The following is a 26,434-nucleotide window of genomic DNA, read 5'->3' on the forward strand; positions in this document are numbered from 1 at the left end:
CATCTAAGTGGTGAGATCAAAATAATTTCTGAAAAAACTTGAGCTGGTCAGGCTTACTCTCTAGAATCCCCCTTCCTTTTTCGCTTGTATGACTAGTGGTCTGACAAGCGATGCTAATGGTGTAAACCATGTCTATCAGGGCGGAGCCCCTGTTTTGACAACCTTGTGGTTGTATCAATGTTTCCGGCGCCTAAGCGGAAGCACTCATTAAACAATCTGTGTTCAACTCGTAAATCCAGGAGTGCAAATTGGAAATTTTCAATTTCGTTCTGGACAACTGGGATGTGATTGTCTCTCGCACTGTAGAGCATCTGTCGTTGGTGAGCCTGGCCGTTGGCCTAGCCATGATGACAGGGGTACCTATTGGTATCGCAATTACCCAGAATCAGCGTGTCGCCAATGTGGTGTTATACGTTGCGTCCATTATCATTACGATCCCTTCTATTGCCTTGTTCGGGATCATGATCCCTGTTCTGTCGATTATCGGCCAGGGTATTGGTTATCTGCCTGCAGTGATTGCGGTTTTGCTGTATTCGCAGTTGCCAATTATTCGTAATACCTACACCGCAATTAACAACGTTGACCCGGCCCTGCGCGAAGCGGCAAGGGGTATCGGCCTGACCAACATGCAGCGCCTGCGCCTGGTGGAAATTCCACTGGCAATCCCGGTGATCATGGCTGGTGTGCGTACCGCCGTGGTGATGAATATCGGCGTTATGGCGATCGCCACCTACATCGGTGCCGGTGGCTTGGGGACGTTTATTGCACGAGGGATCAGCCAGTCTGACCCGCGCCAGCTGATTGTTGGTGCTGTAGCTGTGAGCCTGTTGGCAATCTTTGCCGATACGGTATTGGCGAAAATCCAAAAGAAATTCACACCGAAAGGTGTCGTCGTTCACGGCTAAGTTTTACGAATTTAAGAGGGCGTTTTCATGATCCAACTTGAGAACCTGACAAAAGTTTTTGAAACACCACAGGGTGTGGTGACAGCAGCCGATCATATCAACATGGAAGTACCGACCGGCGAAATCTGTGTCCTGCTGGGCCCGTCTGGCTGTGGTAAAACGACCACGCTGAAAATGATCAACCGCCTGGTAACACCAACCTCTGGCCGTGTTCTGATCAACGGTGAAGATACCACGGGTATCGATACGGTCACCTTGCGCCGTAACATCGGTTACGTCATCCAGCAGATCGGTCTGTTCCCAAACATGACCATCGAAGAGAACATCAGCCTGATCCCGAAACTGATGGGCTGGGATGCCAAGCGTTGTACCCAACGTGCCAAAGACCTGCTGGATATGGTGGCACTGGATCCGAACGCTTTCATGAAGCGCTTTCCGAATGAGCTTTCAGGCGGCCAGCAGCAGCGTGTTGGCGTGATCCGCGCATTGGCGGCCGATGCACCGGTACTTTTGATGGATGAACCTTTTGGTGCAATCGACCCGATCAACCGTGAAGTGATTCAGGAAGAGTTCCTGAAGATGAACAAAGAGCTGAAGAAAACCATCATGTTCGTGTCCCACGATATTGATGAAGCGGTGAAGATGGCTAACAAAGTGGCGATCTTCCGTGATGGCCAGCTTGAGCAATACTCAAGCCCTGACCAGCTTCTGGCTCACCCTGCGACTGACTTTGTGGCAGATTTCGTCGGTACTGACCGTACCCTGAAGCGCCTGCAGCTATCAACGGCTGGCGAAGTGATGGAACGTCAGGTACCGACCGTATCACCAAATGATTCGCTGGAAATTGCCCTGCAGCGCATGAACGATTACGGCCACGGCATGATTGTGATGGTGAACAACCAGAACCAACCAATCGGGATGATCACCAAGTCGGTTGCCATGAGCCAGCGCGGCCTGTGTAGCGACCATTACGATGGCTTGCCTATCCTGATGAACCAGGAGCAGGACTTGCGTGCGGTAGTATCCAAGATGTTTGCCCATGACATTAGCTGGTTGGCGGTAGTCGACGAGCAAGGCCAATTGTGTGGTGAAATTTCACAGCGTGGTATTACACACCACCTGGGAGCCAGTTTCCGTAAAAAGGGGTAAGGGATGAAGTCGATTAACTTAAGCCCTTATTTTAATACGCTACTGCTGGTGACCGTTTTCCTGCTGGGGATCTGGGCCCAGTCATCGGGTTTTGTCGAGCAGTTCATCCATTACTGGGATGAGATTGTTTATCTGTCAGGCCACCATATTAAGTTGACCCTGATCTCGGGCTCGATTGCGATCTTAATTGGTGTGCCGGTAGGGGTTATCCTAAGCCGCCCGTCTTGCCGTAAAGCGGCTGATGTGGTGATGCAGATCTTCAACATCGGTACTACGGTTCCGACGCTGGCGGTACTGGCATTGTCGATGAGCTTCTTGGGTATCGGTGACAAACCGGCAATCTTTGCCTTGGCCTTTGCCTCGGTGTTGCCGATATTGCGCAATACCTATACCGGCTTGCTTTCGGTGCCTGCGCATCTGAAAGAGGCGGCTACGGGCATTGGCCTGACGCCGGCGCAGCAGTTGGTGAAGGTTGAGTTGCCAAACGCGATGTACGTCATCATGGCGGGTATCCGCACTGCATTCGCCATCAACATTGGTACTGTGCCGCTGGCGTTCCAGATCGGTGGTACCGGCTTGGGTGAGCTGATCTTCGCGGGTATCGACCTTTATGATACGCCGATGATGCTGGCGGGGGCGATCCCAACGGCAGTCTTGGCGCTGATCATGGATGTGATACTGGGTATGGTGACTTTCCTGATCGTGAGCAAGGGTGTAAACCCTAACCGTAAGTAATGGCACGGAGTGAAACAAAGATGAAACGCGTAATCTCTTTAATGGCTGCCGTAGCCACTGTGTTCTCGGTAATGACGTTATCGGTATCGGCACAGGCTTCGGGGAAGCTGGTGGTTGGCGGCAAAGGCTACACCGAGCAGCTGATCATGTCTTCGATGACGGCACAGTACCTTGCTGGTCTTGGCTATGATGTCGACCAGCGTGACGGTATGGGTTCAACCGTGCTGCGTACCGCTCAGCTAAACGGTCAGATCGACCTTTACTGGGAGTACACAGGTACCGGTTTGGTGACCTTCAACAAGGTCGTTGAAAAGCTGAATCCAGAGCAGACTTACCAGCGCGTAAAAGCACTGGATGAAAAAGTCGGCCTGATCTGGCTTGATCCATCGCAGGCAAACAACACTTATGCGCTGGCGATGCGTAAAGACTTTGCCAAAGAGAAGGGCATCGAGTCCATCACCGATATGATGGACTGGTTGCAGTCAGAAGACGGTAAAGATGCTCAGATGGCAAGTAACGTTGAGTTCTCGGCGCGCCCGGATGGCTTGAAGTCGCTGCTTGAAGCTTATGAGTTCGAAATGCCACGCCGTAACCTGCGTAAAATGAACTCGGGTCTGGTTTACCAGGCTTTGGCTCAGGAAGTGGTTGACGTCACCATGGTGTTTGCTACCGATGGCCGTGTTAAGGCGTTTGATTTCTACGTACTGAAAGATGACCGCCAGCACTTCCCGAACTATGCCCTGACGCCGGTCGTGCGTACCGACGCATTGGATGCCAACCCGGAGCTGGCTGATCAGCTGAACAAGCTGTCTGCGCTAATGAACGACGAAACCATGTCTACCCTGAATGCCTTGGTAGACGTAGATGGTTTGTCTATTGAGCGTGTATCTCGCCAATTCCTGGAGCAAAACGGCCTGCTGTAATCACACGATACAGTGTTCTCGCGCCGAAATTAATTCAAAGGCCAGCGTCAGCTGGTCTTTTTAATGCCAGTCTGGATGCAGGTTGGTATGAGGTTTATCATGACAAAACAAGTATTACATGTCGGTATTGCCCAGATTGCCCCTGTGCTGGGTGATATTGAGGCTAACCTGCAAAAGCACCTTCAGTATATCGAACAAGCCCGTAAGCTAGGCGTTGAGGTGCTGCTGTTTCCAGAGCTTTCGCTAACGGGCTACAGCCTGCGTGAAAAGACACTGGATGTTGCTATGCCGGTAAACCATCCCCTATTGGGTGAACTGGCTGCGGCAGCAGGCGACATGGTAGTGAGCGCTGGCTTTATTGAAGAAGACCATGCTGGTGAGTTCTACAATGCTCAGGCGATGGTGACGAACGGCCAGCTTGTCCATGTTCACCGTAAGCTGAACCTGCCTAACTACGGCGGGTTGGAAGAAGCGAAATGGTACAGCAAAGGCCAAGATCTTGAGCCGTGCGAACCTATTGATGGGTGGCCGATGCACACCCTGATCTGTGCCGATCTATGGAACCCGGCCTTGCCGCACCTGGCAATGCTGGACAAGCCAGCCTTGATGTTAGCCCCGGTTAACTCGGCGGCAGATATTGTCTCTGACGAGTTCTCTAACCCGCAGGGGTGGAAAACCAATACTGACTTTATCTCGATGACCTACGGTGTACCTTTGCTGATGGCAAACAGCTGTGCCCTTGAAGGCAACAGCCGTTTCTGGGGCGGCTCGCGAATTTTGGATGCTTTCGGTAATTGCCTGGCAGAGGCTGGTGGTGAGGAAGCGTTGATTAGCGCTGAAGTTTCTTTGAAAGATACCCGCGAAGCACGATTCCAGCTACCGACTATCCGAGATGCAGATAGCCGTTTGGTGTTGGATTTGCTGGCAAAGCGGGTGGGAAAGTAATTATAAAGCAGTAAGTTTTACTGATTATATTGATTTGGCAGTTTGGGTTTTCAAAACCTACCCACCAGGGACGGTGGGTCGGAGCGACATGGATGTCTTTACGCGTTTTTGAAAACACATTCTGCCAAATGAATGTTCGATGTGGTTTGCTATCGTTACTTAAAGGGTCTCTACAACAACGGGCTGAACATATAAAAGAACTGTTCAATCAGCTTGTTGCTAATATGCCGCTCCTCCCATTTGGCCCTGTCGACCAGGCTGGAATCACTCATATATTCTTTCTGCAGCCAATTTAACTGCTGGGTGAACTCGGCGTTGTCCACCGCCAGCGTCACTTCGAAATTCAGCCACAGGCTGCGCATATCCAAGTTAACCGTACCGATCAAGCAGTGGGTCTTGTCGATCACCACTGATTTGGTGTGCAGCAGACCGCCATGGAAGCGGTGGATACGCACACCGGCAGCGAGAAGCTCAGAGAAGAAAGAGCGGCTTGCCCATTCCACCATAATTGAGTCATTCTTGTCAGGGATGATGATATCAACCGTTACCCCGCGATGTGCCGCCCCTTTCATTGCATGTAGCAAGTTTTCACTTGGCACAAAATACGGGGTGGTGATCACCACACTTTCTTTGGCTTGGTAGATACTCAGCAGCAATGCTTGGTGGATGATTTCATCTGGCATTCCCGGCCCTGATGGGATCACCTGAACCATATCGGTCGATTCGACCGAGCTAGGTAGCGAGCATTCTGGCAGTTGTGGCAGGTAGCGATCGCCGGTTTCCACTTCCCAGTCCCACGCCTGAATACCGTTAAGCACAGCAACAGAAGGGCCGGTTACCCTCACCATGACGTCGATCCATTGACCGACACCCGCATCGGTTTTGAAATAAGCAGGGTCTACTAAGTTCATTGAGCCGGTGTAACCGATCTTTTCGTCGATAACGACAATTTTACGGTGCTGGCGCAAGTCCATCCGGCGAAGGAACATCCTGAATGGCGTAACAGCTAGCGCTTCAACAATTTCGATCCCTGAATGGCGCATGAGCTTGGGCCAGTGGGAGCGGAAAAAGCGCATGCTCCCCGCTGCATCTAGCAGTACTTTCACCTTTACCCCGCGCTTGGCAGCCATGATTAATGCTGTTGCGACTTCATCGGCTAAGCCTCCCGGGTGCCAGATATAGAACTCCATATCCACCGACACTTCGGCTTGGTGAATGTCTTCGATCAGAGAGCGCAGGATAGTTTGCGGGGAGTCTTGTAGCGAAAGGGTGTTGCCGCTTAAAGCAGGGATGCCAAGGCGGTTTTCACATAAATCACTGATAGGGCGGGCGTGTTCGCTCATGAGTTCAGGCTGGTGGCCGGGGCAGTCATTGAGGCGCTGGAACCAGTCGGCAAAGGGTTCGAACATCTCCTTGGCCCGCTGCGCCCGCTTTTTACCGAGGTTGAGTTCGCCAAACAGCAGGTAGGCAATCACACCACCGATAGGAATGATAAAGATGATCATGAGCCAGGCAAGCGAAACACCAACAACCCTGCGCTTGAAAACAATGCGCATAGTAACGGCGGCGATTATCAGCCAATAGAAGAAGACGCTAGCCCAGACAAGAACTTGATAAAACTGTTCCATTCGAAATTGTTATGAGTTGGATGTATTACTCTATTTTGCATTGAAACTAGAGGAATACCAGCGAAATTTACTGGGATTATGTGCTATGTTTGATAAGAGGAAATGACTGATTTGTAGGAGGAATGTGAAATTTGCACGAAGGGTTAGCGCAAAATATAAGCAAAATACACAGAGTTGATGTAAAAAAACAGTAAATGATCAAAATTTACAAGCGCGGGCTTCACATTCTAATCGCAACCTGTTTTACTTGCCATATATAGAGCGTCAATAACAATTCTATAAGTGTACAAATAAGTTTGCACACAAGTTTACACAACATATTTTCGGCGCCTATTACTAGCAAACTCTAGCAAACACAACAAAACCTTGGAGAGAACGTGGCTACTAGTAATACAACCACACAACCCCGCGATAGCTGGGGTTCAAAATTAGGCTTCGTAATGGCCGCGGCAGGATCCGCAGTAGGTCTTGGTAACATCTGGAAGTTCCCATACACAGCTGGTGAGAGTGGTGGTGGTGCTTTCGTAGCTATTTACCTATTGTTCGTGATCGTTATCGGTTTCAGCGTCATGCTGACTGAATTTGCCGTGGGCCGTAAGACTGGCCTTTCCGCTGTAGGTGCTTTCAAATCAACTGACCGCCGTTGGTCGTTCGTCGGTGTTATCGGTGTGGTCAGTGGCCTACTTATCATGGGCTTCTACCCGGTCGTTGGTGGCTGGGCAATTGCATACATCTATAAAATTTCAACAGGCCTACTAAGCACGCCAGAAGCAATTGGTGATAGCTTCGGTGGCTTTATCTCTAACCCAATCCAGCCATTGTTCTGGATGGGCCTATACCTAATGTTCAACATCTTGGTGGTTATCAAAGGTATTTCTGGCGGTATCGAGAAAGCCGGTAAGATCCTGATGCCTCTACTGTTCGCCATCCTTATTCTGGTAGCAGTGAAAGGCCTGAGCCTTCCAGGTGCAACAGCAGGTCTTGAGTTCCTGTTCAAACCTGACTTCTCTAAAGTAGACAGCACAGTGGTACTGGCTGCGCTTGGCCAGGCATTCTTCTCACTAAGCTTGGGTATGGGCTGTATGATCACATACGGTAGTTACCTGAAGAAGAAAGAGAACCTAGTACAAACGACAGCAATGGTAACGGCGATGGATACCGCGGTTGCAATTCTTGCTGGTGTGGCTATGTTCCCTGCAATGTTCGCATTCAGCATGGAGCCAGCAGCGGGTCCAGGCCTGATCTTCGTTGTTGTTCCTCAGCTATTTGCTGAAATGGGTGGCATCGTTGGTCTATTGCTTGCGCTATTGTTCTTCATCGGCCTAAGTGTTGCGGCACTGACGTCTTCTGTATCGCTACTTGAAGTGGTTGTGTCATACCTGATTGACGAAAAAGGCTTGAAGCGTTCAACCGCAGTGTTCTCGGCAAGTGCTCTGATGGCGTTCCTATGTGTATTCGCATCACTATCGCTTGGCGGCCTTGGCCCAACACTGTTCGAAACCGGTGCATTTGATATCTTCGACCTGCTAACGGATAAGATCTTCCTAGCGGTTGGCGGTATGTTGGTATGTATCTTTGCTGGCTGGCGCTTGAACCGCAGTGAACTTGAAAAAGAAATCACCAATGACGGTGAAATCAAATTCCCACTGTTCGGCCTATGGTACAACCTAGTTAAATACGTGATCCCATTTGCTATCGCTATCGTTGCTATCGCAGGTGTGAAAGCGGGCTTTGACAGCGGTAAAGGTGAAATCATGGTGATGGGTCTTGCCATCATTGGCCTCGGTGCCCTGGTTTCCAAGAAGCTGTAATTAACAAGCATTGTCAATAACATTGCCGTTTCAAAGCGGGAGCCAGTGGCTCCCGCTTTTTGATCGTGTAGATTGCGGTTTGGCGAAGCGGTATACTTCGTTCTCTATACTTGCCAGAGCCTTAAGCCAAGAGCTATTCAATATGTTCGATATTCTCCATACCTATCCGGATTTCCTCGTCATCAACAAACACCCTGGGGTGTCTGTTCATAAAGATGAAGGTGATGTGATGCTGCTGCAGGAAGTGGCGAAGCAGAGTGGGGACGAGCAGCTTTACCTTATTCACCGCTTGGACAAGATGACTTCTGGGCTGTTATTGCTAGGCCGAAACCGTGAGGCGGCGTCGGCGCTGTCTAAGGCTTTTGCCGAGCGTGAGGTAGAGAAATTCTATTTGGCGATTGGCACCAAGAAACCAAAGAAGAAGCAAGGTGTGGTGATTGGCGATATGACCCGTTCGCGCCGTAGTAGCTGGAAACTGGAGACGACCCGGGAGAATCCTGCAGTTACCCAGTTTTTCTCAACAGCGGCCGGGCAGGGACGACGCTTGTTTTTGTGCAAGCCCCATACGGGCAAGACCCACCAGATCAGGGTGGCACTTCGAAGCGTTGGTTCGGGGATCACTGGTGATGATATCTACGGTAATGAAAAGGCGGATCGTGGTTACCTCCACGCCTATGCATTGCGTTTTCCCTATGCAGATCAACAGTGGCAGTTTATGTGCCCACCTGAGCAAGGGGAGCTTTGGGCTATTGATGAGACACATCAGGCTATTGCCAAAGAGTGGTCTACGCCTTGGGCGTTGGCATGGCCAGTACTCGCGAGAAAGTAATTTGAAGGGCGAAAAGTAGCGTGGTTGGCGTTGGTTGCAGAATAACCAGTTATTCTCGAATTTATGTGGAAAAATAGGGCTTAATGATAATAACTTGTGTAAGTCAGGTATTTTTCATTGTTAATTCGCGACCAACTGCTGCTAATTTAACCTTTGGTAAATTACATTACAGTAAAGTTTCACTTATAATATCGGTCTAGGATTTACCTAGATCGAGATTCAATATGCGCCTTACCCGCTCCGTATCGCTTCGTATGCGATTGAAGAAAAAGAAGAACCAATCACGTTTTTGGGGGCTGGCGTCATTCCGTCGACAACGCAAACTTGTCAAAAACCGCACCCGCCGCCAACGCCAAGTCCGCCTCCAGGCAGAATATGTCCACCTTGCCAGCTGCCGTCAACTAGAACAAGAAAGCCTCAAGCTCGTGGCTTAATATTACTTCAGTTGTGTTTGCTCTAACTGGGTTTGCTATACTACTGCCCCTGAATTTCCCAACACAGTAGAACTATGGAACCGAGTGCATTAATAAACCTTGAGCAACACCTAATGGCAGAGTTGGCGACACCGCCAAATGAAGTGCGCCGGTTATTCCATGGCCGCGGCCGCTGCTGGCCGGGGCTCGAGCAATTGACTGTGGATTGGCTGAGTGGCCAGGTGCTAGTTTCATTGTTCAAAGAGCCATCCGAAGAGTTTCTAGCACAGTTGCATCATTTGCTTGAAAACTTGCCCGGTACCCCAGTTTGGCAACAATCTGGCGCGACGTCTTTGCTTTTGCAGCACCGTGACCGCCAAGGCTCTCCGATGGAATTGCTGTGGGGCGAAAGCCGAGAGTACCAGGATGTGGTAGAAAATGGCCTTACGTTCAAGCTCGATCTTGGCCGTAAGCAAAATAACGGCTTGTTCTTGGATATGCGCTATGGCCGTGACTGGGTTATGCGTCATGCCGAAGGCAAACGCGTGTTGAATCTATTTGCTTACACCTGTGGCTTCTCTGTTGCTGCGATTGCCGGTGGGGCGGAGCACGTGGTTAACCTTGATATGGCCAAGGCGGCATTGAGTCGCGGCCGTGACAACCACCATCTGAATAAGCATGATTTGTCCAGGGTTAGCTTCCTTGGCCATGAGTTGTTCAAGTCGTGGGGCAAAGTGCGCAAGCTAGGCCCTTATGATTTGATCATCATCGATCCGCCATCTTTCCAGAAAGGCAGCTTTGCTCTGACCAAGGACTACCAGAAAATTCTACGCCGTTTGCCGGAGCTGCTGACCGAGAATGGCCAGGTATTGGCCTGCGTGAATGACCCGGGTGTGTCATCGTCTTTCTTGATTGAGGGAATGGCTGCTGAAGCGCCGGAGCTTGCTTACCAGCACCGCTTGGAAAACCCACCGGAGTTCAAAGATATCGACCCGGAAGGCGGGCTGAAAGTTCTGCTGTTTGAGCGCTCGTAACCCCACAGAACTCAAAGAAAAAACGCCAGCAATGCTGTAATGCCGATCAGTTAAGCCTAAAATGATCGGTTGAACGATCCTTGGAGCATGTCAAAATCCGTGTGTATTCAATGCACTCGGATTTTTTTATGTTTCTCAGACAAGCACTCAATACTGTTCATAACTTCTCAACCGAACAGCTTTCAGGACTATCCGATCTTCTCTCTCCAGAAATGATTGATGAATGCCTCAAAGATACTGGTATCGCTACTATCAGAAAACGCCGTTTACCGATGGAGATGATGGTATGGAGTGTTGTCGGTATGTCTTTATATCGGCACTTATCTATGGAAAAAGTTGTCTCTCAACTCGATATTCTCCTTCCGGGTAAAAAGCCTTTTGTCGCACCGAGTGCGGTTATCCAAGCGAGAAAACGTCTGGGTTCAAATGTAGTCAAAGCGGTGTTTAACAAGACCCAGAAGTTATGGCATGCGAAAACGCCCCACCCAGATTGGCACGGCTTAACATTACACGCTGTCGATGGTGTTGTTTGGCGCACTCCTGATACACCAGATAATGACCAGCACTTTGGTCGCACAGGAAATAAAACAACCATATCGGACTACCCGCAAGTTCGTATGGTCTGCCATATGGAACTCACCAGCCATTTACTGACAAGTGCCGCTTTCGACTCAGTATCAAGCAGTGAGATCGATTTAACCACTCAGCTTGTCGACCGTTCTCCGTCAAACAGCCTAACCATTTTTGACCGAGGCTTTTATGCTCTTGGTCTACTTCATCGTTGGCGAAGCAGTGGAGATGAGAAGCATTGGTTAATCCCGCTTCGTAAAGGAGCTCAATACACGACAGTAGCCAAGTTAGGGCGTGGGCAAGAACTTGTTGAACTCAAGTTATCACCTCAAGCCAGAAAGAAATGGTCGGATGCGCCGGAAACACTGCAAGCGCGGCTCATCACGAAGAACATCAAGGGTAAAGAAGTTCGCTTGCTTACATCAATGACAGACCCATTAAGATACCCGGGCGCAGACATCGCAGAGCTATACAGCCACCGTTGGGAAATAGAGCTAGGTTACAGAGAAATGAAGCAATACATGCTCCAAAATAACCTTACCTTAAGAAGCAAAACACCAGAACTAGTGACCCAAGAACTATGGGGAATGCTACTCGCTTACAACCTATTAAGGTTTTTGATGTGCCAAATGGCCTATGACCAGAAGAGCGTCATGCCATACCAAATCGGGTTCAAACAAGCCTCTTTGTTCCTAGTAGGCCAGCTTCAATTACTGCCCGCGGTGGCTCCTGGCAGAATCCCGGAGGTGATGAATTACATATTAGATATGGCAGAAAGTTTTACGCTGCCGGAGAGAAGGGAAAGAAGCTACCCAAGAGCAGTAAAGAAAAGGCCTAGCCGCTATACGACTAGGCCCCCAAAAAGGCGTAAGTTATCTTAACTTACATGCATTACAGCAATGCTGGCGTTTTTTTGTGCATGTGCTGTGTTTGCCGTTATTTGTTGTAGGGCATAATTTCAAAACCTAACCGCCAGGGACGGCCCGGGCTGGCGTTCCAGGTTTGGAGCGACATGGATGTCTTTATGCGTTTTTGAAATTACTGCCCTGCAGCAAATATTATATTGGCACTATCAATTCGCTAACTGACTACAAACCTCTGCAGTGATCGGCTGGGTCACCATTGGGCGGCCACGCATATCCATAATCACGATATTGTAATTCACCCCCTCGCTGACCATTGGGCTTAGCTCTGCGCTGTTACAATAGTTAAGCGCTGCACTTACGGCGGCCTTAGTCGGAGGCGTTTTACCACCACCACCATATAAAATGGTGATCTCGACGATGTTTTCCCGTGCTTGGGCTTTCATGATCTGGTATTGGTCGATCTTCTCGTACGGTGCCTTGTTGTTAATCGCCATCGCGCGAGCTTTTGCCATATCCAGTATGGCCTGCTGCTCAGCGTTTGATGCACAGCCAGCCAGCAGGGCAGCGCCTAATAAAACGAGGGTGCGTTTTAGCATAAGGTTGTTATCTCAAAATCGGTTACGGGAGTACTTTCTTGAACGGCTTAACGATAACTTTTTCGTAGACGCCAGCTTCAATGTAAGGGTCGGCATCGGCCCATGCTTGGGCATCGTCAAGAGAGTTGAATTCAGCGATTACGGTCGAACCGGTAAAGCCCGCTTCACCTGGGTTTTCACTATCGATAGCAGGCATAGGGCCTGCGACAAGCAAGCGGCCTTGCTCTTGGAGATCTTTTAGTCGAGCCAAGTGCTTTTCACGCACGCTTAGGCGGCATTCAAGGCTGTTTTCGACATCTTGGGAAAAAATAACGTACCACATGTAGCTCTCTCCTTGTAACTGCTGCGCTCGATAGATATTGGTGAAATTTGTAATGAGGCAGCAATGTGTGACAAATTTTTCCTATCATAAATGAAAAAAAAAGCCCTAGCATTAGGTTAGGGCTTTTTTGCGGATCTTTGCCAAATTTTGACAATGTCGGTAATTAGCTCTTTTGTACCGGGCGCGGTCTTCCGTCAGCATCGATAGCGACATAGTTGAAGGTTGCGTCGCACACCATAAAGCGGTCTTCGATGTTTTCATCGCGTACCGGCTTGATCCAAACCTCGAGGTTGATGCTCATCGAGGTGCGGCCGATCTTGGTACACTCACCATAGACACACACCACATCTCCGACGCTCACAGGCTTTCGGAAGGTAATACTGGAAACAGACACAGTGACAATGCGGCCACCGGAGATCTCCTTGGCAAGGATACCGCCTGCAAGGTCAAGCTGGGACATGATCCAGCCACCGAAGATATCACCGTTTGCATTGGTGTCGGCTGGCATGGCGAGAGTGCGGAGCAGCAGTTGCCCGCGTGGGATGTTGTTTTCTGATGTCATGTTGCGACTCTGTACTACTCTGAATCAGGTTCTTTTGGCATATGGTGGTAAATATAGCCGCCGGTGGCAATGGTGAAGATCAAAGTCAGGATCAATAGACCGAATACTTTGAAATTAACCCACACGTCGAGCGGCAAACGGAAGGCAATATAGACATTCACGACGGCACATACAACGAAAAACAGTGCCCAAGCGCCATTGATCCGGTTCCAGACGGTGTCCGGCAGGTCCAATTCATTGCCTAACATGCCTTTTATTAGCGGCTTGCCCAAGTACTGGCTGATGGCCAGCCCAGCAGCAAAAATCCCGTAGACAATAGTGACTTTCCATTTGATGAAGTTGTCGTCGTGCAGGAAAATTGTCAGCCCACCGAATACAGCCACCATCACGAAGGTGACCAGCTGCATTTTTTCTACTTTTTTATACAGCACCCAAGTTACAGCAACTTGAATGGCAGTGGCGATAATCAAGGCTCCGGTCGCGACATAGATGTCGTGGGTTTTATAGAGAATAAAGAAGACGACCAGAGGAATAAAATCAATCAGTTGCTTCATGTTGATAGCCATAATTTACATATAAGCTGCTTATAGTATATCAATAAGCAAAAGGCTGCAGGTTTAACCCTGCAGCCTTTAGTGTTTTTTATTCACTAATGAGCCATGTTAGACGCGATGGCTGGATTCCGGCTCTGGGGTATCCTGCGGCGCATCATTGATCATGTTATCGACAATCACGGCACAGGCGGCATCACCGGTGATGTTCAGGGCGGTACGGATCATGTCGAATATACGGTCGAGGGCAAACAACAGTGGTAGGCCTTCGATAGGAATACCCGCAGCCAGCAATACCGCGACAACCAAGAAAGACGGCCCTGGAACACCGGCCTGACCAACTGCACCCAGCGTCGAGGTTACGATAATTGCCATATAGGCGCCCATGCCCAGCTCGATATTGAACATCTGGGCAAAGAAGATAGCGACCAGGCCGTAGTAAATGGCATTACCACTCATGTTGATGGTTGCACCCAGTGGCAATACGAAAGAGGCAGTGGAGTTTTTGACACCCAACTCTTCTTCACACACTTCCATGGTTACCGGCAGGGTCGCCATCGAAGAGGCGGTCGACAAGGCAACAGCCTGTGGCTTTTTCATGGCCGACAGGAACTTCAGCGGTGAAGTCTTGCTAAATACCTTGATCATGGCTGGATAGAAAATAAAGCCGTAGATCAAAATAGCAACGACATAGACCACGAATAGTTTGAATACCACCATCAGGGCACTGAAACCAAAGGTGCCGACTGCATCTGCCATCAGGCCGAATACGCCCAGAGGTGCAATCTTCATAACGACGTTGATCATCCATACCATGGCGTCAACAATGGCATTTACACCGTTGATCAACGGGTCACGGCGTTCTTTTTCCAGTTTCGAAACAGCAATACCGAAGAAAAGGCAGAAAACCAAAATTTGAAGGATATTTGCTTCGTTCAGTGACTGGAAAACATTGGTCGGGATCATACCAAGCACAGTAGCCCAGAATGTCGGCATCTCACCTTTATCAGCATAGGCATTGGAGAACATGCCTTCGACACCGGTCATGTCGACGCCGACACCCGGCTGGAACACCACCCCCATGAATAGGGCCAAGGCAACCGCAACGGCTGATGTCAGGCCGAAAAAGCCCAGCGTCGATAGGCCGACCTTACCGGCAGACTGGCTACTACCAAGCCCTGCAGCACCGGAGATAATGGCGACGGCGACCAAAGGGATTACCAACATTTTGATCAAGTGGATGAAGATGCTGCCTAGCGGGGCGAACATACTTGCAGACTGGCCCATCATTGCACCGACGAGCGTTCCCACACACATGGCAATGACGACCTGGACGCCAATATTGCCAAACAGTCCTTTTTCTTTTAACACGGTTAGATACCTCAGTTGTGTTCGATATTGATCGCAAAGCTACTGGTAAAAAAAACATCGGTAATATGTTTTGTAATTGTACCAAATGTTAACTCAATATTTTGCGCGTGTGTTTTTACACGGAAATATCAGCTTTATCAATCTTTCTTTTACCTGATTGGTGTTATTGCCTTTCAAACTTGCAATTTGTTTGTACTTGGCATTAACAAGTTGGTCACTGTATGGGGGAAGTAGGAAGAGATCTTTGATCTTGCACCAGAAAATATCAGGGAGATGCAAAAAGCCGCCCACAGAGTGATCTGGGGCGGCTTTTGTGTTTATCGGTTAGCGCAAGAGAGGTTAGCCTTTGCGGGTTGCTGCCTTCATGTTGCTGATAAAGCTATGCATATTGCTGAGCATGGCATCGTGATCATTAAGGTTGTTCTCGATTACCTTCACCACAGCAGAGCCTGAAATGGCACCCGCAGCGCCAGCTTCAATCGCTTCGGCAACCTGCTGAGGCTCTGAAATACCAAAGCCAAGCAATGCTGGTGGCGCATTGTGAGTCTTCAGGCTTTCTAGTAGGTGATTGATTGGCGCACCTGCTTTGGTTTCGGTACCGGTTACACCGGCACGCGATAGCAAGTAGGTGTAACCGCCACCGAACTCAGACACGGTTTTGAGTGTTTCTTCATCGGCATTTGGCGGGGCGATGAAGATTGGGTGGATGCCGTACTTAGCCGCTGCTGTGCGGAACTCTTCAGACTCTTTAAGCGGAACATCGGCAACCAATACTGAATCAACACCGGCTTCGGCGCACTGTTGGTAGAAGTTTTCGATACCATTAGTGAACACCAAGTTGGCGTACATCAGCAGGCCAATTGGCATGTCTGGGTATTTGGCGCGGATCTGGCTCAGCAGGTCAAAACAGACTGCTGGGGTGGTGCCAGATTCTATTGCACGGATTGTTGCGCCTTGGATAGTTGGGCCATCAGCTAGCGGATCGGAGAATGGGATCCCTAGCTCAAGGGCGTCAGCACCTGCTTCCACCAAGGTTTCAATGATCTTCAGTGATTGCTCCGGGTTCGGATCACCGATAGTAACAAAAGGAACAAATGCGCCTTCGTTTTTCGCCGCCAGGCGGTCAAATTGGGCTTGGTAACGATCCATTACAGCACTCCTTTTGCTTCTAGAATATCGTGTACAGTGAAAATATCTTTGTCGCCACGGCCTGATAGGTTTACGACCAGTAGCTGTTCTTTCTCTGGATTGGCTTTGATCATCTTCAAGGCGTGGGCCAGTGCGTGGGCAGACTCCAGCGCCGGAATGATACCTTCGTTGCGAGCCAGCTCTTGGAAAGCTTCCAGTGCCTCGTCATCGGTAACCGCTTCGTATTCAGCACGGCCAATGGCATTGAGGTGGGCGTGCTGAGGACCGACAGACGGGAAGTCCAGGCCAGCAGAGACCGAGTAAGACTCTTCAACCTGGCCGTGCTCATCCTGCATTAGCGGGGCTTTCATCCCAAAGAAGATACCCAGCTTGCCGTGTTTCAGCGGCGCGCCGTGCATGTCGGTATCCAGGCCTTTACCAGCAGGCTCAACACCAATCAGGCCAACACTTTGTTCGTCGATGAAGTCCGAGAACATACCGATGGCATTTGAGCCACCGCCAACGCAGGCGATAACGGCATCTGGCAGGCGGCCTTCTTTTTCAAGGATCTGCGCTTTGGTTTCTTCGCCGATGATGTGCTGGAATTCACGCACGATAGTCGGGAATGGGTGAGGACCTGCAGCCGTACCCAGTAGGTAGTGTGCTTTGTCGTAAGTCGCTGTCCAGTCACGCATAGCTTCGTTGCAGGCATCTTTCAGTGTTGCCGAGCCAGAATGCACCGGGATCACTTCGGCACCCATCAGCTTCATACGGAACACGTTCGGGCTCTGGCGCTCAACGTCTTTGGCACCCATGTAAACACGACACTTCAGCCCCAGTAGTGCACAAGCCAATGCCGTTGCTACACCGTGCTGGCCCGCACCGGTTTCGGCAATGATTTCATCTTTGCCCATACGCTTGGCAAGCAGTGCTTGGCCAAGTACCTGGTTGGTTTTGTGGGCACCGCCATGCAATAGGTCTTCACGCTTGAGGTAAAGCTTGGTCTTGGTGCCCTTGGTCAAGTTCTGGCACAAGGTCAGCGCAGTCGGGCGACCGGCGTACTCTTTTAGCAGGTCGATGAATTCTTTCTGGAAGCTAGGATCCTGCTGGGCTTCAACAAAAGCTGCTTCAAGCTGGTCAAGGGCTGGAACGAGGATCTGCGGGACGTACTGACCACCGAACTCGCCGAAGTAGGCACTAATCTTACTCATGGTTTATTTTCCTTAATACTTTCTGATAGCCGCGAAAGCCGCTTTCAATTTTGTTGGGTCTTTTTTGCCTGGCTCGCTCTCTACACCGGAGTTCAAATCCAGTCCCCGGCAGCCAAGGTGCGCTGCTTCACAGACATTGTCCGGGTTAAGGCCACCGGCCAGCATGGTGATTTTCTTTTGCTCGTTAGGGATCAGGCTCCAGTCAAAGGCAACGCCTGTGCCCCCTGACTGGTTGCCGACCTTGCTGTCGAGCAGGTGACGGTCGACTTGCCATTCGCCAAGTGCAGGTGCCGCTTCAGTCACGCCGTGGGCTTTCCAAATTTCACATTCTGCAGGCAGTTGGCCTTTCAGGACGGTAATATAATCATGATCTTCATCGCCATGAAGCTGCACTGCTGACAGTGAAAGCGCTTCGGCTGCTTTGGCTACAGCCTGTGGGTCAGCATTGCGGAACACACCGATATATTTCAGTGGTGCGCCGCTCATCACCATGCGGGCTTGCTCGATGTCGACATGGCGTGGTGAGCCAGATACAAAGATCAGGCCACCGTATACTGCACCGCTCTGGTAGGCAGCCGCCGCATCGTCGGCATGGGTTAGGCCACAGACTTTGTTGTCGCCCAACAATACACGGCGAACGGCCAGTTCAATGTTATCTTCTGCCATCAGCGAGCTACCGATCAAAAAACCGTTGGCGTAGGCGGACAGGTCGCGTACCTGCTGGTGGTTGTAGATCCCTGATTCGGAAATCACAATCGTGCCTTCCGGCAGGCGTGGAGCCAGCTCTTTGGTACGGTTCAGGTCAATGCTGAGATCGCGCAGGTTGCGGTTGTTGATGCCTACAACTTTGGCCTTGAGGGCGATGGCTCGCTCAAGCTCTTCCTCGTTGCTGACTTCGGTCAGGATACCAAGGTTAAGCAGCTCGGCAACCTCGGCCAGTTCACGGTATTCATCATCGTTCAATACAGACAGCATCAGCAAGATGGCATCGGCATTGTAGTGGCGAGCAAGATAGACCTGATAGGTATCAATCATGAAGTCTTTGCACAGTACCGGCTGGCGGACTTGGTTGCGCACCACCGGCAGGAAGTCAAAGTTACCCTGGAAATACTTTTCATCGGTCAATACCGAGATAGCACTGGCATGGCCGTTGTACACCTGGGCAATCATGTTGAGATCAAAGTCTTCGCGGATCAGCCCCTTTGATGGCGAGGCTTTTTTGCATTCCAGAATAAATGCCGCCTGGTCGCCTGACAGGGCTTCGTAGAAGCTGCGATCGCTTGGCACTAGGCTGTCTTTGAACGATGCCAATGGCTGCTCGGTTTTGCGCGCTTCAACCCAGATACGTTTGTCGGCGACAATTTTGGCTAGAACTGTTTCCATGGTTAACCTCGTGCTGCAAGCTGGCCGACAAGCTCAAAGGCTTTGCCTGATTTCATGACATTGATGGCCTTCTCGGCATTGGCTTTGAGATCTTCTTGGCCGAACAGGCGAAGAAGCAGAGCCACGTTGACGGCGACGGCACCCATTTGTGCATCGGTACCTTTGCCCGTTAGGATATTGGTAATAATGGCACGGTTTTCTTCTGGCTCACCACCCTTGATCGCTTCAAGCGGGTGGCTTTCAAGACCAAAGTCAGCAGGCGTTAAGGTGTACTCGGTGATTTCACCATTGATGATTTCAGCCACTGTGGTTTCGCCGTGAATCGCCACTTCGTCCAGGCCACTGCCGTGGACAACCGCCGCACGTTTCATGCCCATTGCAGCCATGGTCTCGGCTATAGGGCGAACCAGCGATGCGTCGTAGACACCCATTAGCTCGATATTAGGGCGAGCCGGGTTAATCAAAGGACCCAGTACATTGAAAATGGTACGGGTTTTCAGGGTTTGGCGAACCGGCATCGCATGGCGTACGCCGCCGTGGTATTCCGGGGCAAACAGGAAGCAGACACCTAGATCGTCAAGGGCTTCGCGTGCTGTTTCCGGTTTCATTGCCAGGTTGATACCAAATTTGTCCAGCAGATCAGAAGAGCCTGACTTGCTTGAGACGCCGCGGTTACCGTGTTTGGCGACCTTAACGCCACAGGCGGCAGCGACGAAAGCAGCGGTGGTCGAGATATTGATGGCATTGGCACCGTCGCCACCGGTACCGACGATGTCGGCAAAGTCGTACTCAGGGCTTGGGAATGAGTTGGCATTGGCCAATAGTGCTTTGGCGGCACCGGCGATTTCAGCTGGGGTTTCGCCTTTGATTTTCAATGCTGTCAGTACTGCAGACAGTAGTACTGGCTCGACTTCTCCCTTGATAATAGCGTCGAATAGGGTCTGGCTCTCTTCTTGGCTCAGTGCCTGCTGGTCGTAGAGCTTGTTGGCAATGGTGTAGATGGTCGCATCCATAATAAAAATCCTTGTTGTCTATACCGGCTGATTCTGGGGCTGCAGCATTTGGGTTCGGCTCATTATTGGTCGGTCGTTGGCGACGTGACCCATTCCAGCGTATTGGTCAGCAGCTGGGCACCTTGGGTGGTGAGGATTGATTCCGGGTGGAACTGGTAGCCACACACGCGATCCTCATCATTGGTCACCGCCATAACCAGGCCGTCAACATCGGCAATGATATTCAAGCTCTCTGGTACTGTTTCGGCAACCAGTGAGTGGTAGCGGGCAATGGATAATGGGCTTGGCAATTCGCCAAACACGTCATGGCCGGTATGGGTCATCATGGCTGACTTGCCATGTACAATTTCACCCGCACCAGAGACCTTGCCGCCATAGGCTTCAACAATAGCCTGGTGGCCTAGGCAGATCCCGATCATCGGAACCTTGCCGCGAACCTGCTTGATCAGCTCAGGCATACAACCTGCATCAGCAGGGGCACCTGGGCCTGGTGACAGCACCAGTACCGGGTTGTTTTTTTCAGCCAGTGCCTGCTCCATTTGCTGGGCGGTCAGGCTGTTGCGGTAAATCGTTACCTCGCAGCCCAGCGAGCGGAACTGGTCAACCAGGTTGTAAGTAAAGGAGTCAAAGTTATCAAGCAATACAATATGGGGTAGGGACATCAGTGGCTCCTTAGTGCGATTGACGGTCAGGGGCACTGTGTGCCTTGCGGATAGCGGTGATCACCGCTTGCGCTTTTCCGCGGGTTTCATCGGCTTCTGCCTGAGGGACAGAGTCGTAAACCACACCGGCACCGGCTTGTACGCTGGCAACATCATCCTCGACATAGGCCGAGCGGATCACGATACAGGTATCCATATCACCGTGGCCGGTTAGGTAGCCGACTGCACCGCCATAGCTGCCACGGCGGCGCTGCTCGACTTCGCGGATAAGCTGCATGGCACGGATTTTCGGCGCGCCGGTCAGGGTACCCATGTTCATACAGGCCTGGTAAGCGTGTAGGGCATCTAGGTCACCACGTAGTTGGCCGACAACACGGGATACCAAATGCATTACATGGCTGTAGCGGTCGACGGCAAGTAAATCTGCGACATAGCGGCTACCCGGCTCGCTGATACGGGCTACATCGTTACGGGCCAAATCAACCAGCATCATGTGCTCGGCGTTTTCCTTCATGTCGCAGCGCAGTTCAAGCTCGATACGACCATCAAGGTCGAGGTTGATTGAACCGTCTGGGTTCTTACCACGACGACGGGTGCCGGCAATCGGGTAGATCTCGATCTGGTTGCTTTCGGTGCAGTATTTAAGCGCACTTTCCGGCGAGGCGCCGAACAAGGTGAAGTCGGCGTCCTGCAGGTAGAACATGTACGGGCTCGGGTTGCCGATTTTAAGCTCTTTGTAGGCATTGAGCGGAGACGGGCACGGCAGGGTAAACTGCCGCGATGGCACCACCTGGAACACATCACCATTGATGACATGTTGTTTGAGGTCTAATACCTGCTGACAGAAATTTTCGTCACTCACGCTAGCAACAGGCTCACACTCATCAAGCAGCTGCGCGGCTGGCAGCGGCATTGGCTCCAGGCAGGCTTCCTTGATGTGCTGCAGGCGGCGGCTGAGCTCGAAGTAGCTTGAGGTGTACTCGTCACCGCCGAATAGTGTCGCCTGCAACTTGCCTTTGCGGCGCTGGTGGTCAATTACCAGCAGGGTTTCGGCAATGTAGAACAGGTAGTCCGGGCAGCGGTTGTCTTGGTTTACGCCCGGCAACGGCTCGAAACCGTCAACCACATCGTAGGCGAACAGGCCGCCAATAAACAGCGCTTCACGCGGGTGGCCAGCAATATTGAAGGCGTGCTGGATCATGCGCAATGCATCGAACGAGGAGGTCTGGCGCAGACGGCTGTCTTCATCCAGAGCGCGCTCTGCCGATGGGAACGTCAGCTCCAGCTGGCGTCCTTCTCGCACTGCAGTGATATCGGCAGGCATCTTGCCTTCCAAGGTCTGCAGTACATTGAGGCCATTATCGGTGAGGGCCTCGAGGGTGACCACTTTGCCACGGCAGACAATACGGACTGCCGCGTCGATGAGCATCAGGCTCTTGAGATCTTGCTTGGAGTCGATCTCGGCCGACTCCAGCAGTAGGTTGTGTGGGCGGTCGCCACAGACGGAGTAATACAGCTCCGTCGGATCCGCAACATAGGGTACATCGAGGCTGAGCAGTTCCAGCTCACCGACGCCTAGTGGGGTAGTATTCACAGCGTTCTCCCTGCCGCTTCTACAAACGGTTTCAACTCTTGCATCAACTGTTCAAACATTGGACCGGTCAGTGCCTGGTGGCCGTCCGACAAGGCTTCACACGGGTTAAGGTGTGATTCGACGATAATACCGTCGGCACCAACTGCTGCAGCGGCGCGTGACAGTGGGATAACCAGTTCACGGACGCCGGTACCATGGCTTGGGTCAACAACCACTGGTAGGTGGGTACGTTGCTTAAGGTAAGCCACGGCGTTCAAATCCAATGTGTTACGTGTTGCTGTCTCGTAGGTACGGATCCCTCGCTCACACAGGATGATATTCGGGTTTCCTGCGTCGTAGATATATTCCGCCGCGAGTAACAGCTCCTCGATAGTGGCTGAAAGTCCGCGTTTGAGCAAGACCGGTTTTTTGCTTTCACCCACCGCTTTTAGCAGGGCGTAGTTCTGCATATTGCGGGCGCCAATCTGAAGGCAGTCGATGTATTCACACATTGAATCCATCTGGCTGACCTCCATAACCTCAGAGACCGTCGGGATACCCAGCTGCTCGTTGGCTTTTTTCAGCAGCTTCAAACCTTCAACACCCATACCCTGGAAGTCATACGGGCTGGTGCGTGGTTTGTAAGCGCCGCCGCGAAGGGCTACGGCGCCGTGTTTTTTCACCACTTCGGCTACGCTTAGTAGTTGCTCTTCAGATTCAACCGAGCAAGGACCGGCAATCACTGCGAACTTGTCACCGCCAACAGAGGCATTGCCGAAACGAACCACGGTATCGTGGGCCTGCACTTCACGGCTAACCATCTTGTATTTAGTCAAGATAGGCTTGACGTTCTCGACACACGGGTAGGCATCAAGGTGAAGCTGTTGCAAGACACGCTCATCGCCCAGCGCACCCAGGACAATACGCTCAACACCCGGCATGTAGAGCGGTTTTAGGCCGGCCTCTTCGATGCGGGCTAGGATTTCTTTGGCTTGTTGTTCGGTTGCATTTGGCTTGAGTACGATGATCATATTCTTTTCCTCTCTCAGGGCGCTGCTTGTGGTTGGCGCACTGGTTAAATCTTTGTCTGGCTGAATTTGGTTATAAAAAAACCCGCGTCGAGGCGGGTTTGTGTAATCTGTTTAAGGCACAGCTAATCACACCACCCGTGTTGGGAAGTGCCACCACCAAGATGAGAAAGCGCAGAGCTGACGATGAATTTGCTGTACCATGTATCTATCCTTTCAGTGTTATACAGGCTTTCAGTGAATACACTGAATCACCAATGTAGTACTGGGTAACTGCGTACTAGTAAACTAGTTTGCGAGAGTAAAGTCAAGAAGATAATTTATGTTGTTTGATTTACACAGCCATACCACCGCATCAGACGGGCGGCTGTCACCGGAAGAACTTGTGCTGCGCGCTGTTGAGAGTCGAGTCGATGTGCTGGCGATTACCGATCACGATACGGTGGCTGGTTTGGCGGCTGCCGAGCAATTGATTGAAGCAGAAAATCTGCCTTTAACTCTCATCAAAGGCATTGAAATATCGACACTTTGGCAAAATTTTGATATTCACATTGTCGGTTTGAATATTGACCCTGAGCACCCTGCGATTGTCCGTTTGATTGAAGCGCAGGCACAACGCCGTGCCGAGCGTGCAGCCTTGATTGGGGAGCGGCTGGATAAGAACCGGATGCCGGGGGCGCTGGAAGGGGCCAAGGCCATTGCCAATGGGGCGACGCTTACCCGTGCCCACTTTGCCCAATGGATTGTTGAGCAGGGCTATGCCAAGAACATGCAGGCCGTTTTCAAGAAATTCCTGACCCGCAACAACCCTGGCTATGTGCCGCCCAACTGGTGCTCGATGGCTGAGGCGGTAGAAGCCATCCACCAAGCCGGCGGCCAGGCAGTACTTGCCCACCCCGGCCGTTACAACATGACCGCAAAATGGCAAAAACGGTTACTGACTGCTTTTGTCGACGCCAACGGGGACGCGATGGAAGTGGCGCAGCCGCAGCAGTCACCTCAGGAAAGGCGATTGCTCGGCGACTATTCGATTGATTACAAATTACTCGCTTCGCAGGGCTCTGATTTCCATTATGCCTCGCCATGGACCGAACTTGGCCGCAACTTGTGGTTGCCCAAGGGCGTAACTGAAGTCTGGCAGGACTGGAGCGTTGAGAAGAAACGCATTGACGAGGAAGTGCGCGACTAGGTTGCATTTCCTATGGAGGAAGAATGAGTCAGTTTTTTTATGTTCACCCTGAAACACCGCAGGTTCGTTTGATTAACCAGGCCGTCGCCATTATTCGCAATGGTGGGGTGATCGTCTACCCGACCGATTCGGGCTATGCGCTTGGTTGCCAGTTGGAAAACAAAGCGGCACTGGAGCGGATTTGCCAGATCCGCCGATTGAACGACAAGCACAATTTCACCTTGCTGTGCCGCGATCTGTCTGAGCTGTCGCTGTACGCCCGTGTTGATAATGCGGCATACCGCCTGCTGCGTAACAATACGCCGGGTGCCTACACCTTTATTTTCAAAGGGACCAAGGAAGTACCGCGCCGCCTGATGAACCCGAAGCGTAAGACCATTGGTATTCGTGTACCGGACAATGCGATTGCGCTGGCCCTGCTCGAAGCACTGGGTGAGCCGATGATGTCGACCTCTTTGATCCTGCCGGGCAATGAAAACACGGAATCCGACCCGGAAGAGATCCGTGATCAGCTTGAGCATGCGGTGGATTTGATCATCAACGGTGGGTATTTGGGCGAGCAGCCAACGACGGTGATTGATTTCAGCAATGATGAAATGGAAATCGCCCGTGTAGGTGCCGGTGATCCGTCCCCGTTTGAGTAATATGCTTCAAGTTGATTAGTGAGCCAGCGAGTGAGTGAATAAAGTTGGCCGCAGTAAGAATTCACAGGAAATACCGGGCTAGCAAGGTGTTTTCTGTGGTATCTCAGCTAAGCTTTTGGCATAATCCGCCATCGCTTTAAGATGGCTTAAAGCATGATGATATTTCGACGCCTGTGAAGGCGACAAAGGTTTGTCTAATGAGTGAAAAATTACAGAAGGTACTGGCGCGTTCTGGCCAGGGTTCTCGCCGAGAAATCGAATTAATGATCCAGAACGGTCGAGTTAGTATCGACGGTAAGGTAGCCAAACTCGGCGACCGCCTGGACGACTTGTCTGTCAGTGTCCGTATTGATGGGCATAACATCCAGCTGGTATCTTCTTCGGAAGAAGTTTGCCGTGTGCTAGCTTACAACAAACCTGAAGGTGAGTTGTGTACCCGTCATGACCCTGAAGGTCGTCGTACGGTATTTGACCGTCTGCCTCGCCTGAACGGTGGTCGCTGGGTATCGGTTGGTCGTCTGGACGCCAACACAGCTGGTTTGCTGCTGTTCACCACCGATGGTGAGTTGGCTAACCGCCTGATGCACCCTAGCCGCAGTGTCGAGCGTGAGTACATGGTGCGTGTATTCGGTGAAGTGACCGAAGAGATGGTACGCAACCTAGTTAAGGGTGTTGAGCTGGAAGACGGCATGGCACGCTTTGAAGACGTGGTTTATGCGGGTGGTGAAGGTATGAACCATACCTTCTACGTCGTGATCACCGAAGGCCGAAACCGTGAGGTTCGTCGTTTGTGGGATTCACAGGGCGTGACAGTAAGCCGCCTGAAGCGTGTTCGCTACGGTGATATCTTCCTGACTAAAGACCTGCCTCGTGGCGGTTGGATGGAGCTTGAGCTCAAAGAGGTGAACTACCTTCGTGAGAAAGTTGAGCTGCCAGCCGAAACAGAAACCGTGTTGACGGTTGAAGGCCAGAAGCGCAAACGTGGTGTACGCCAGATCCGCCGTGCAGTGCGCCGTCACGAAGAGCGCCTGAACGAAGACACCGGTCGCGGTCGTCGTGGTCGTCAAGACCAGCGTCGTTCAGCGAGCCGTAATCAGGGCGAAGACAACAGCCAAGCGCCGCGTCGTAAGCCTGCTGGAAACACCTCTAACCGTCGTAACCAAGGCGAAGAGGGCAACAACGGTTCACGCCGCAAGCCGTCAGGCAATGCCGCTAACCGTCGTAACCCGCTGAAAAACAAGCCGGCTAAGCCTCGTACTCGCAAATAGCGCGTACCCGTAAATAGCAGTTACCTGCAAGCAAGCCGCTTGATGTAGCATGGTTACCAAGAATGAAAAAAGCAGCCATTGGCTGCTTTTTTGTTATCTGCGGCGGGAAAGCCATAAAGCCATAA

Annotated in this window: 26 protein-coding genes and 1 other annotated feature; of the genes, 13 read left to right on the forward strand and 13 right to left on the reverse strand. The window is 51.3% G+C overall.

Going from position 1 to position 26,434, the window contains the following annotated elements:
• The first annotated feature begins 248 nt into the window (after window positions 1-248).
• The 5 genes from ACXAGQ_RS11855 (at window position 249) to ACXAGQ_RS11875 (ending at window position 4,657) form a co-directional block, all read left to right on the forward strand.
• Window positions 249-905, forward strand: a complete 657-nt coding sequence (locus ACXAGQ_RS11855; protein ID WP_039458410.1) for an ABC transporter permease — start codon at window positions 249-251, stop codon at window positions 903-905.
• A 27-nt stretch (window positions 906-932) separates the two neighbouring features.
• The gene (locus tag ACXAGQ_RS11860; RefSeq protein ID WP_475254049.1) at window positions 933-2,054 is read left to right on the forward strand and encodes an ABC transporter ATP-binding protein; all 1,122 of its coding nucleotides are present in this window, start codon (window positions 933-935) and stop codon (window positions 2,052-2,054) included.
• Between the two features lie 3 nt (window positions 2,055-2,057).
• Window positions 2,058-2,789: an ABC transporter permease gene (locus tag ACXAGQ_RS11865; RefSeq protein ID WP_475254050.1), complete on the forward strand. Its 732-nt coding sequence runs from the start codon at window positions 2,058-2,060 to the stop codon at window positions 2,787-2,789.
• Window positions 2,790-2,809: 20 nt separating this feature from the next.
• A complete protein-coding gene (locus ACXAGQ_RS11870) occupies window positions 2,810-3,712 on the forward strand; it encodes a glycine betaine ABC transporter substrate-binding protein (protein WP_475254051.1) in 903 nt (300 codons plus the stop codon).
• Between the two features lie 99 nt (window positions 3,713-3,811).
• Entirely contained in the window at window positions 3,812-4,657 is an 846-nt protein-coding gene (locus ACXAGQ_RS11875) for a nitrilase-related carbon-nitrogen hydrolase (RefSeq protein ID WP_475254052.1), read from the forward strand.
• Between the two features lie 170 nt (window positions 4,658-4,827).
• On the opposite strand, the gene cls is transcribed toward ACXAGQ_RS11875, so the two are convergent.
• A complete protein-coding gene (cls, locus tag ACXAGQ_RS11880; protein WP_475254053.1) occupies window positions 4,828-6,285 on the reverse strand; it encodes a cardiolipin synthase in 1,458 nt (485 codons plus the stop codon).
• A 377-nt stretch (window positions 6,286-6,662) separates the two neighbouring features.
• Between cls and ACXAGQ_RS11885 the strand changes: the two genes are divergently transcribed.
• The 5 genes from ACXAGQ_RS11885 (at window position 6,663) to ACXAGQ_RS11905 (ending at window position 11,823) form a co-directional block, all read left to right on the forward strand.
• Window positions 6,663-8,096 carry a sodium-dependent transporter gene (locus tag ACXAGQ_RS11885; RefSeq protein ID WP_475254054.1) on the forward strand — a complete coding sequence of 478 codons (1,434 nt, stop codon included), beginning with the start codon at window positions 6,663-6,665 and terminating at the stop codon, window positions 8,094-8,096.
• A 142-nt stretch (window positions 8,097-8,238) separates the two neighbouring features.
• Complete coding sequence (locus ACXAGQ_RS11890; RefSeq protein WP_475254055.1) at window positions 8,239-8,925, forward strand: TIGR01621 family pseudouridine synthase; 687 nt, start codon at window positions 8,239-8,241, stop codon at window positions 8,923-8,925.
• Window positions 8,926-9,149: 224 nt separating this feature from the next.
• On the forward strand, window positions 9,150-9,359 hold the full coding sequence (locus ACXAGQ_RS11895; protein ID WP_475254056.1) for a hypothetical protein: 210 nt from the start codon (window positions 9,150-9,152) through the stop codon (window positions 9,357-9,359).
• Between the two features lie 74 nt (window positions 9,360-9,433).
• Complete coding sequence (locus ACXAGQ_RS11900; protein ID WP_475254057.1) at window positions 9,434-10,372, forward strand: class I SAM-dependent methyltransferase; 939 nt, start codon at window positions 9,434-9,436, stop codon at window positions 10,370-10,372.
• Between the two features lie 128 nt (window positions 10,373-10,500).
• On the forward strand, window positions 10,501-11,823 hold the full coding sequence (locus ACXAGQ_RS11905; protein ID WP_475254058.1) for an IS4 family transposase: 1,323 nt from the start codon (window positions 10,501-10,503) through the stop codon (window positions 11,821-11,823).
• Window positions 11,824-12,014: 191 nt separating this feature from the next.
• Here the strand turns inward: ACXAGQ_RS11905 and gspS2 are convergent, their stop codons facing one another.
• The 12 genes from gspS2 to ACXAGQ_RS11965 form a co-directional block, all read right to left on the reverse strand.
• On the reverse strand, window positions 12,015-12,404 hold the full coding sequence (gene gspS2, locus ACXAGQ_RS11910) for a type II secretion system pilot lipoprotein GspS-beta (RefSeq protein ID WP_475254059.1): 390 nt from the start codon (window positions 12,402-12,404) through the stop codon (window positions 12,015-12,017).
• Between the two features lie 22 nt (window positions 12,405-12,426).
• Window positions 12,427-12,726 carry a YciI family protein gene (locus tag ACXAGQ_RS11915; RefSeq protein ID WP_475254060.1) on the reverse strand — a complete coding sequence of 100 codons (300 nt, stop codon included), beginning with the start codon at window positions 12,724-12,726 and terminating at the stop codon, window positions 12,427-12,429.
• Window positions 12,727-12,889: 163 nt separating this feature from the next.
• Window positions 12,890-13,288: an acyl-CoA thioester hydrolase YciA gene (gene yciA / locus ACXAGQ_RS11920; protein WP_475254061.1), complete on the reverse strand. Its 399-nt coding sequence runs from the start codon at window positions 13,286-13,288 to the stop codon at window positions 12,890-12,892.
• A gap of 14 nt (window positions 13,289-13,302) precedes the next feature.
• Window positions 13,303-13,842: a septation protein A gene (locus ACXAGQ_RS11925; protein ID WP_475254062.1), complete on the reverse strand. Its 540-nt coding sequence runs from the start codon at window positions 13,840-13,842 to the stop codon at window positions 13,303-13,305.
• 108 nt (window positions 13,843-13,950) lie between these two features.
• Window positions 13,951-15,225, reverse strand: coding sequence for a dicarboxylate/amino acid:cation symporter (locus ACXAGQ_RS11930; protein ID WP_475254736.1), 1,275 nt, complete (start codon window positions 15,223-15,225; stop codon window positions 13,951-13,953).
• 324 nt (window positions 15,226-15,549) lie between these two features.
• Window positions 15,550-16,359, reverse strand: coding sequence for a tryptophan synthase subunit alpha (gene trpA, locus ACXAGQ_RS11935; protein WP_475254063.1), 810 nt, complete (start codon window positions 16,357-16,359; stop codon window positions 15,550-15,552).
• A complete protein-coding gene (trpB, locus tag ACXAGQ_RS11940) occupies window positions 16,359-17,549 on the reverse strand; it encodes a tryptophan synthase subunit beta (protein ID WP_475254064.1) in 1,191 nt (396 codons plus the stop codon). The genes trpA and trpB overlap by 1 nt, the downstream gene beginning before the upstream one ends.
• Before the next feature lie 12 nt (window positions 17,550-17,561).
• Window positions 17,562-18,932: a bifunctional indole-3-glycerol-phosphate synthase TrpC/phosphoribosylanthranilate isomerase TrpF gene (gene trpCF / locus ACXAGQ_RS11945; RefSeq protein ID WP_475254065.1), complete on the reverse strand. Its 1,371-nt coding sequence runs from the start codon at window positions 18,930-18,932 to the stop codon at window positions 17,562-17,564.
• Between the two features lie 2 nt (window positions 18,933-18,934).
• Entirely contained in the window at window positions 18,935-19,945 is a 1,011-nt protein-coding gene (gene trpD, locus ACXAGQ_RS11950; protein WP_475254066.1) for an anthranilate phosphoribosyltransferase, read from the reverse strand.
• A 62-nt stretch (window positions 19,946-20,007) separates the two neighbouring features.
• The gene (locus ACXAGQ_RS11955; RefSeq protein WP_475254067.1) at window positions 20,008-20,607 is read right to left on the reverse strand and encodes an aminodeoxychorismate/anthranilate synthase component II; all 600 of its coding nucleotides are present in this window, start codon (window positions 20,605-20,607) and stop codon (window positions 20,008-20,010) included.
• 10 nt (window positions 20,608-20,617) lie between these two features.
• Window positions 20,618-22,201 carry an anthranilate synthase component 1 gene (locus ACXAGQ_RS11960; protein ID WP_475254068.1) on the reverse strand — a complete coding sequence of 528 codons (1,584 nt, stop codon included), beginning with the start codon at window positions 22,199-22,201 and terminating at the stop codon, window positions 20,618-20,620.
• A complete protein-coding gene (locus tag ACXAGQ_RS11965; protein WP_475242055.1) occupies window positions 22,198-23,211 on the reverse strand; it encodes a bifunctional 3-deoxy-7-phosphoheptulonate synthase/chorismate mutase in 1,014 nt (337 codons plus the stop codon). Before ACXAGQ_RS11965 ends, ACXAGQ_RS11960 begins: the two co-directional genes overlap by 4 nt.
• Before the next feature lie 72 nt (window positions 23,212-23,283).
• Window positions 23,284-23,376: a sequence feature (Trp leader region), on the reverse strand.
• A gap of 154 nt (window positions 23,377-23,530) precedes the next feature.
• Here ACXAGQ_RS11965 and rnm point away from each other — a divergent pair.
• The 3 genes from rnm to rluB all read left to right on the forward strand — a co-directional run bounded on the left by rnm (window position 23,531) and on the right by rluB (window position 26,309).
• Window positions 23,531-24,397, forward strand: a complete 867-nt coding sequence (gene rnm / locus ACXAGQ_RS11970) for an RNase RNM (RefSeq protein WP_475254069.1) — start codon at window positions 23,531-23,533, stop codon at window positions 24,395-24,397.
• Between the two features lie 23 nt (window positions 24,398-24,420).
• Window positions 24,421-25,041 carry an L-threonylcarbamoyladenylate synthase gene (locus ACXAGQ_RS11975; RefSeq protein WP_475254070.1) on the forward strand — a complete coding sequence of 207 codons (621 nt, stop codon included), beginning with the start codon at window positions 24,421-24,423 and terminating at the stop codon, window positions 25,039-25,041.
• A 197-nt stretch (window positions 25,042-25,238) separates the two neighbouring features.
• Complete coding sequence (rluB, locus tag ACXAGQ_RS11980; RefSeq protein WP_475254071.1) at window positions 25,239-26,309, forward strand: 23S rRNA pseudouridine(2605) synthase RluB; 1,071 nt, start codon at window positions 25,239-25,241, stop codon at window positions 26,307-26,309.
• Window positions 26,310-26,434 lie beyond the last annotated feature (125 nt).

The sequence above is a fragment of the Photobacterium sp. ABD4_091 genome (genome assembly GCF_056160145.1).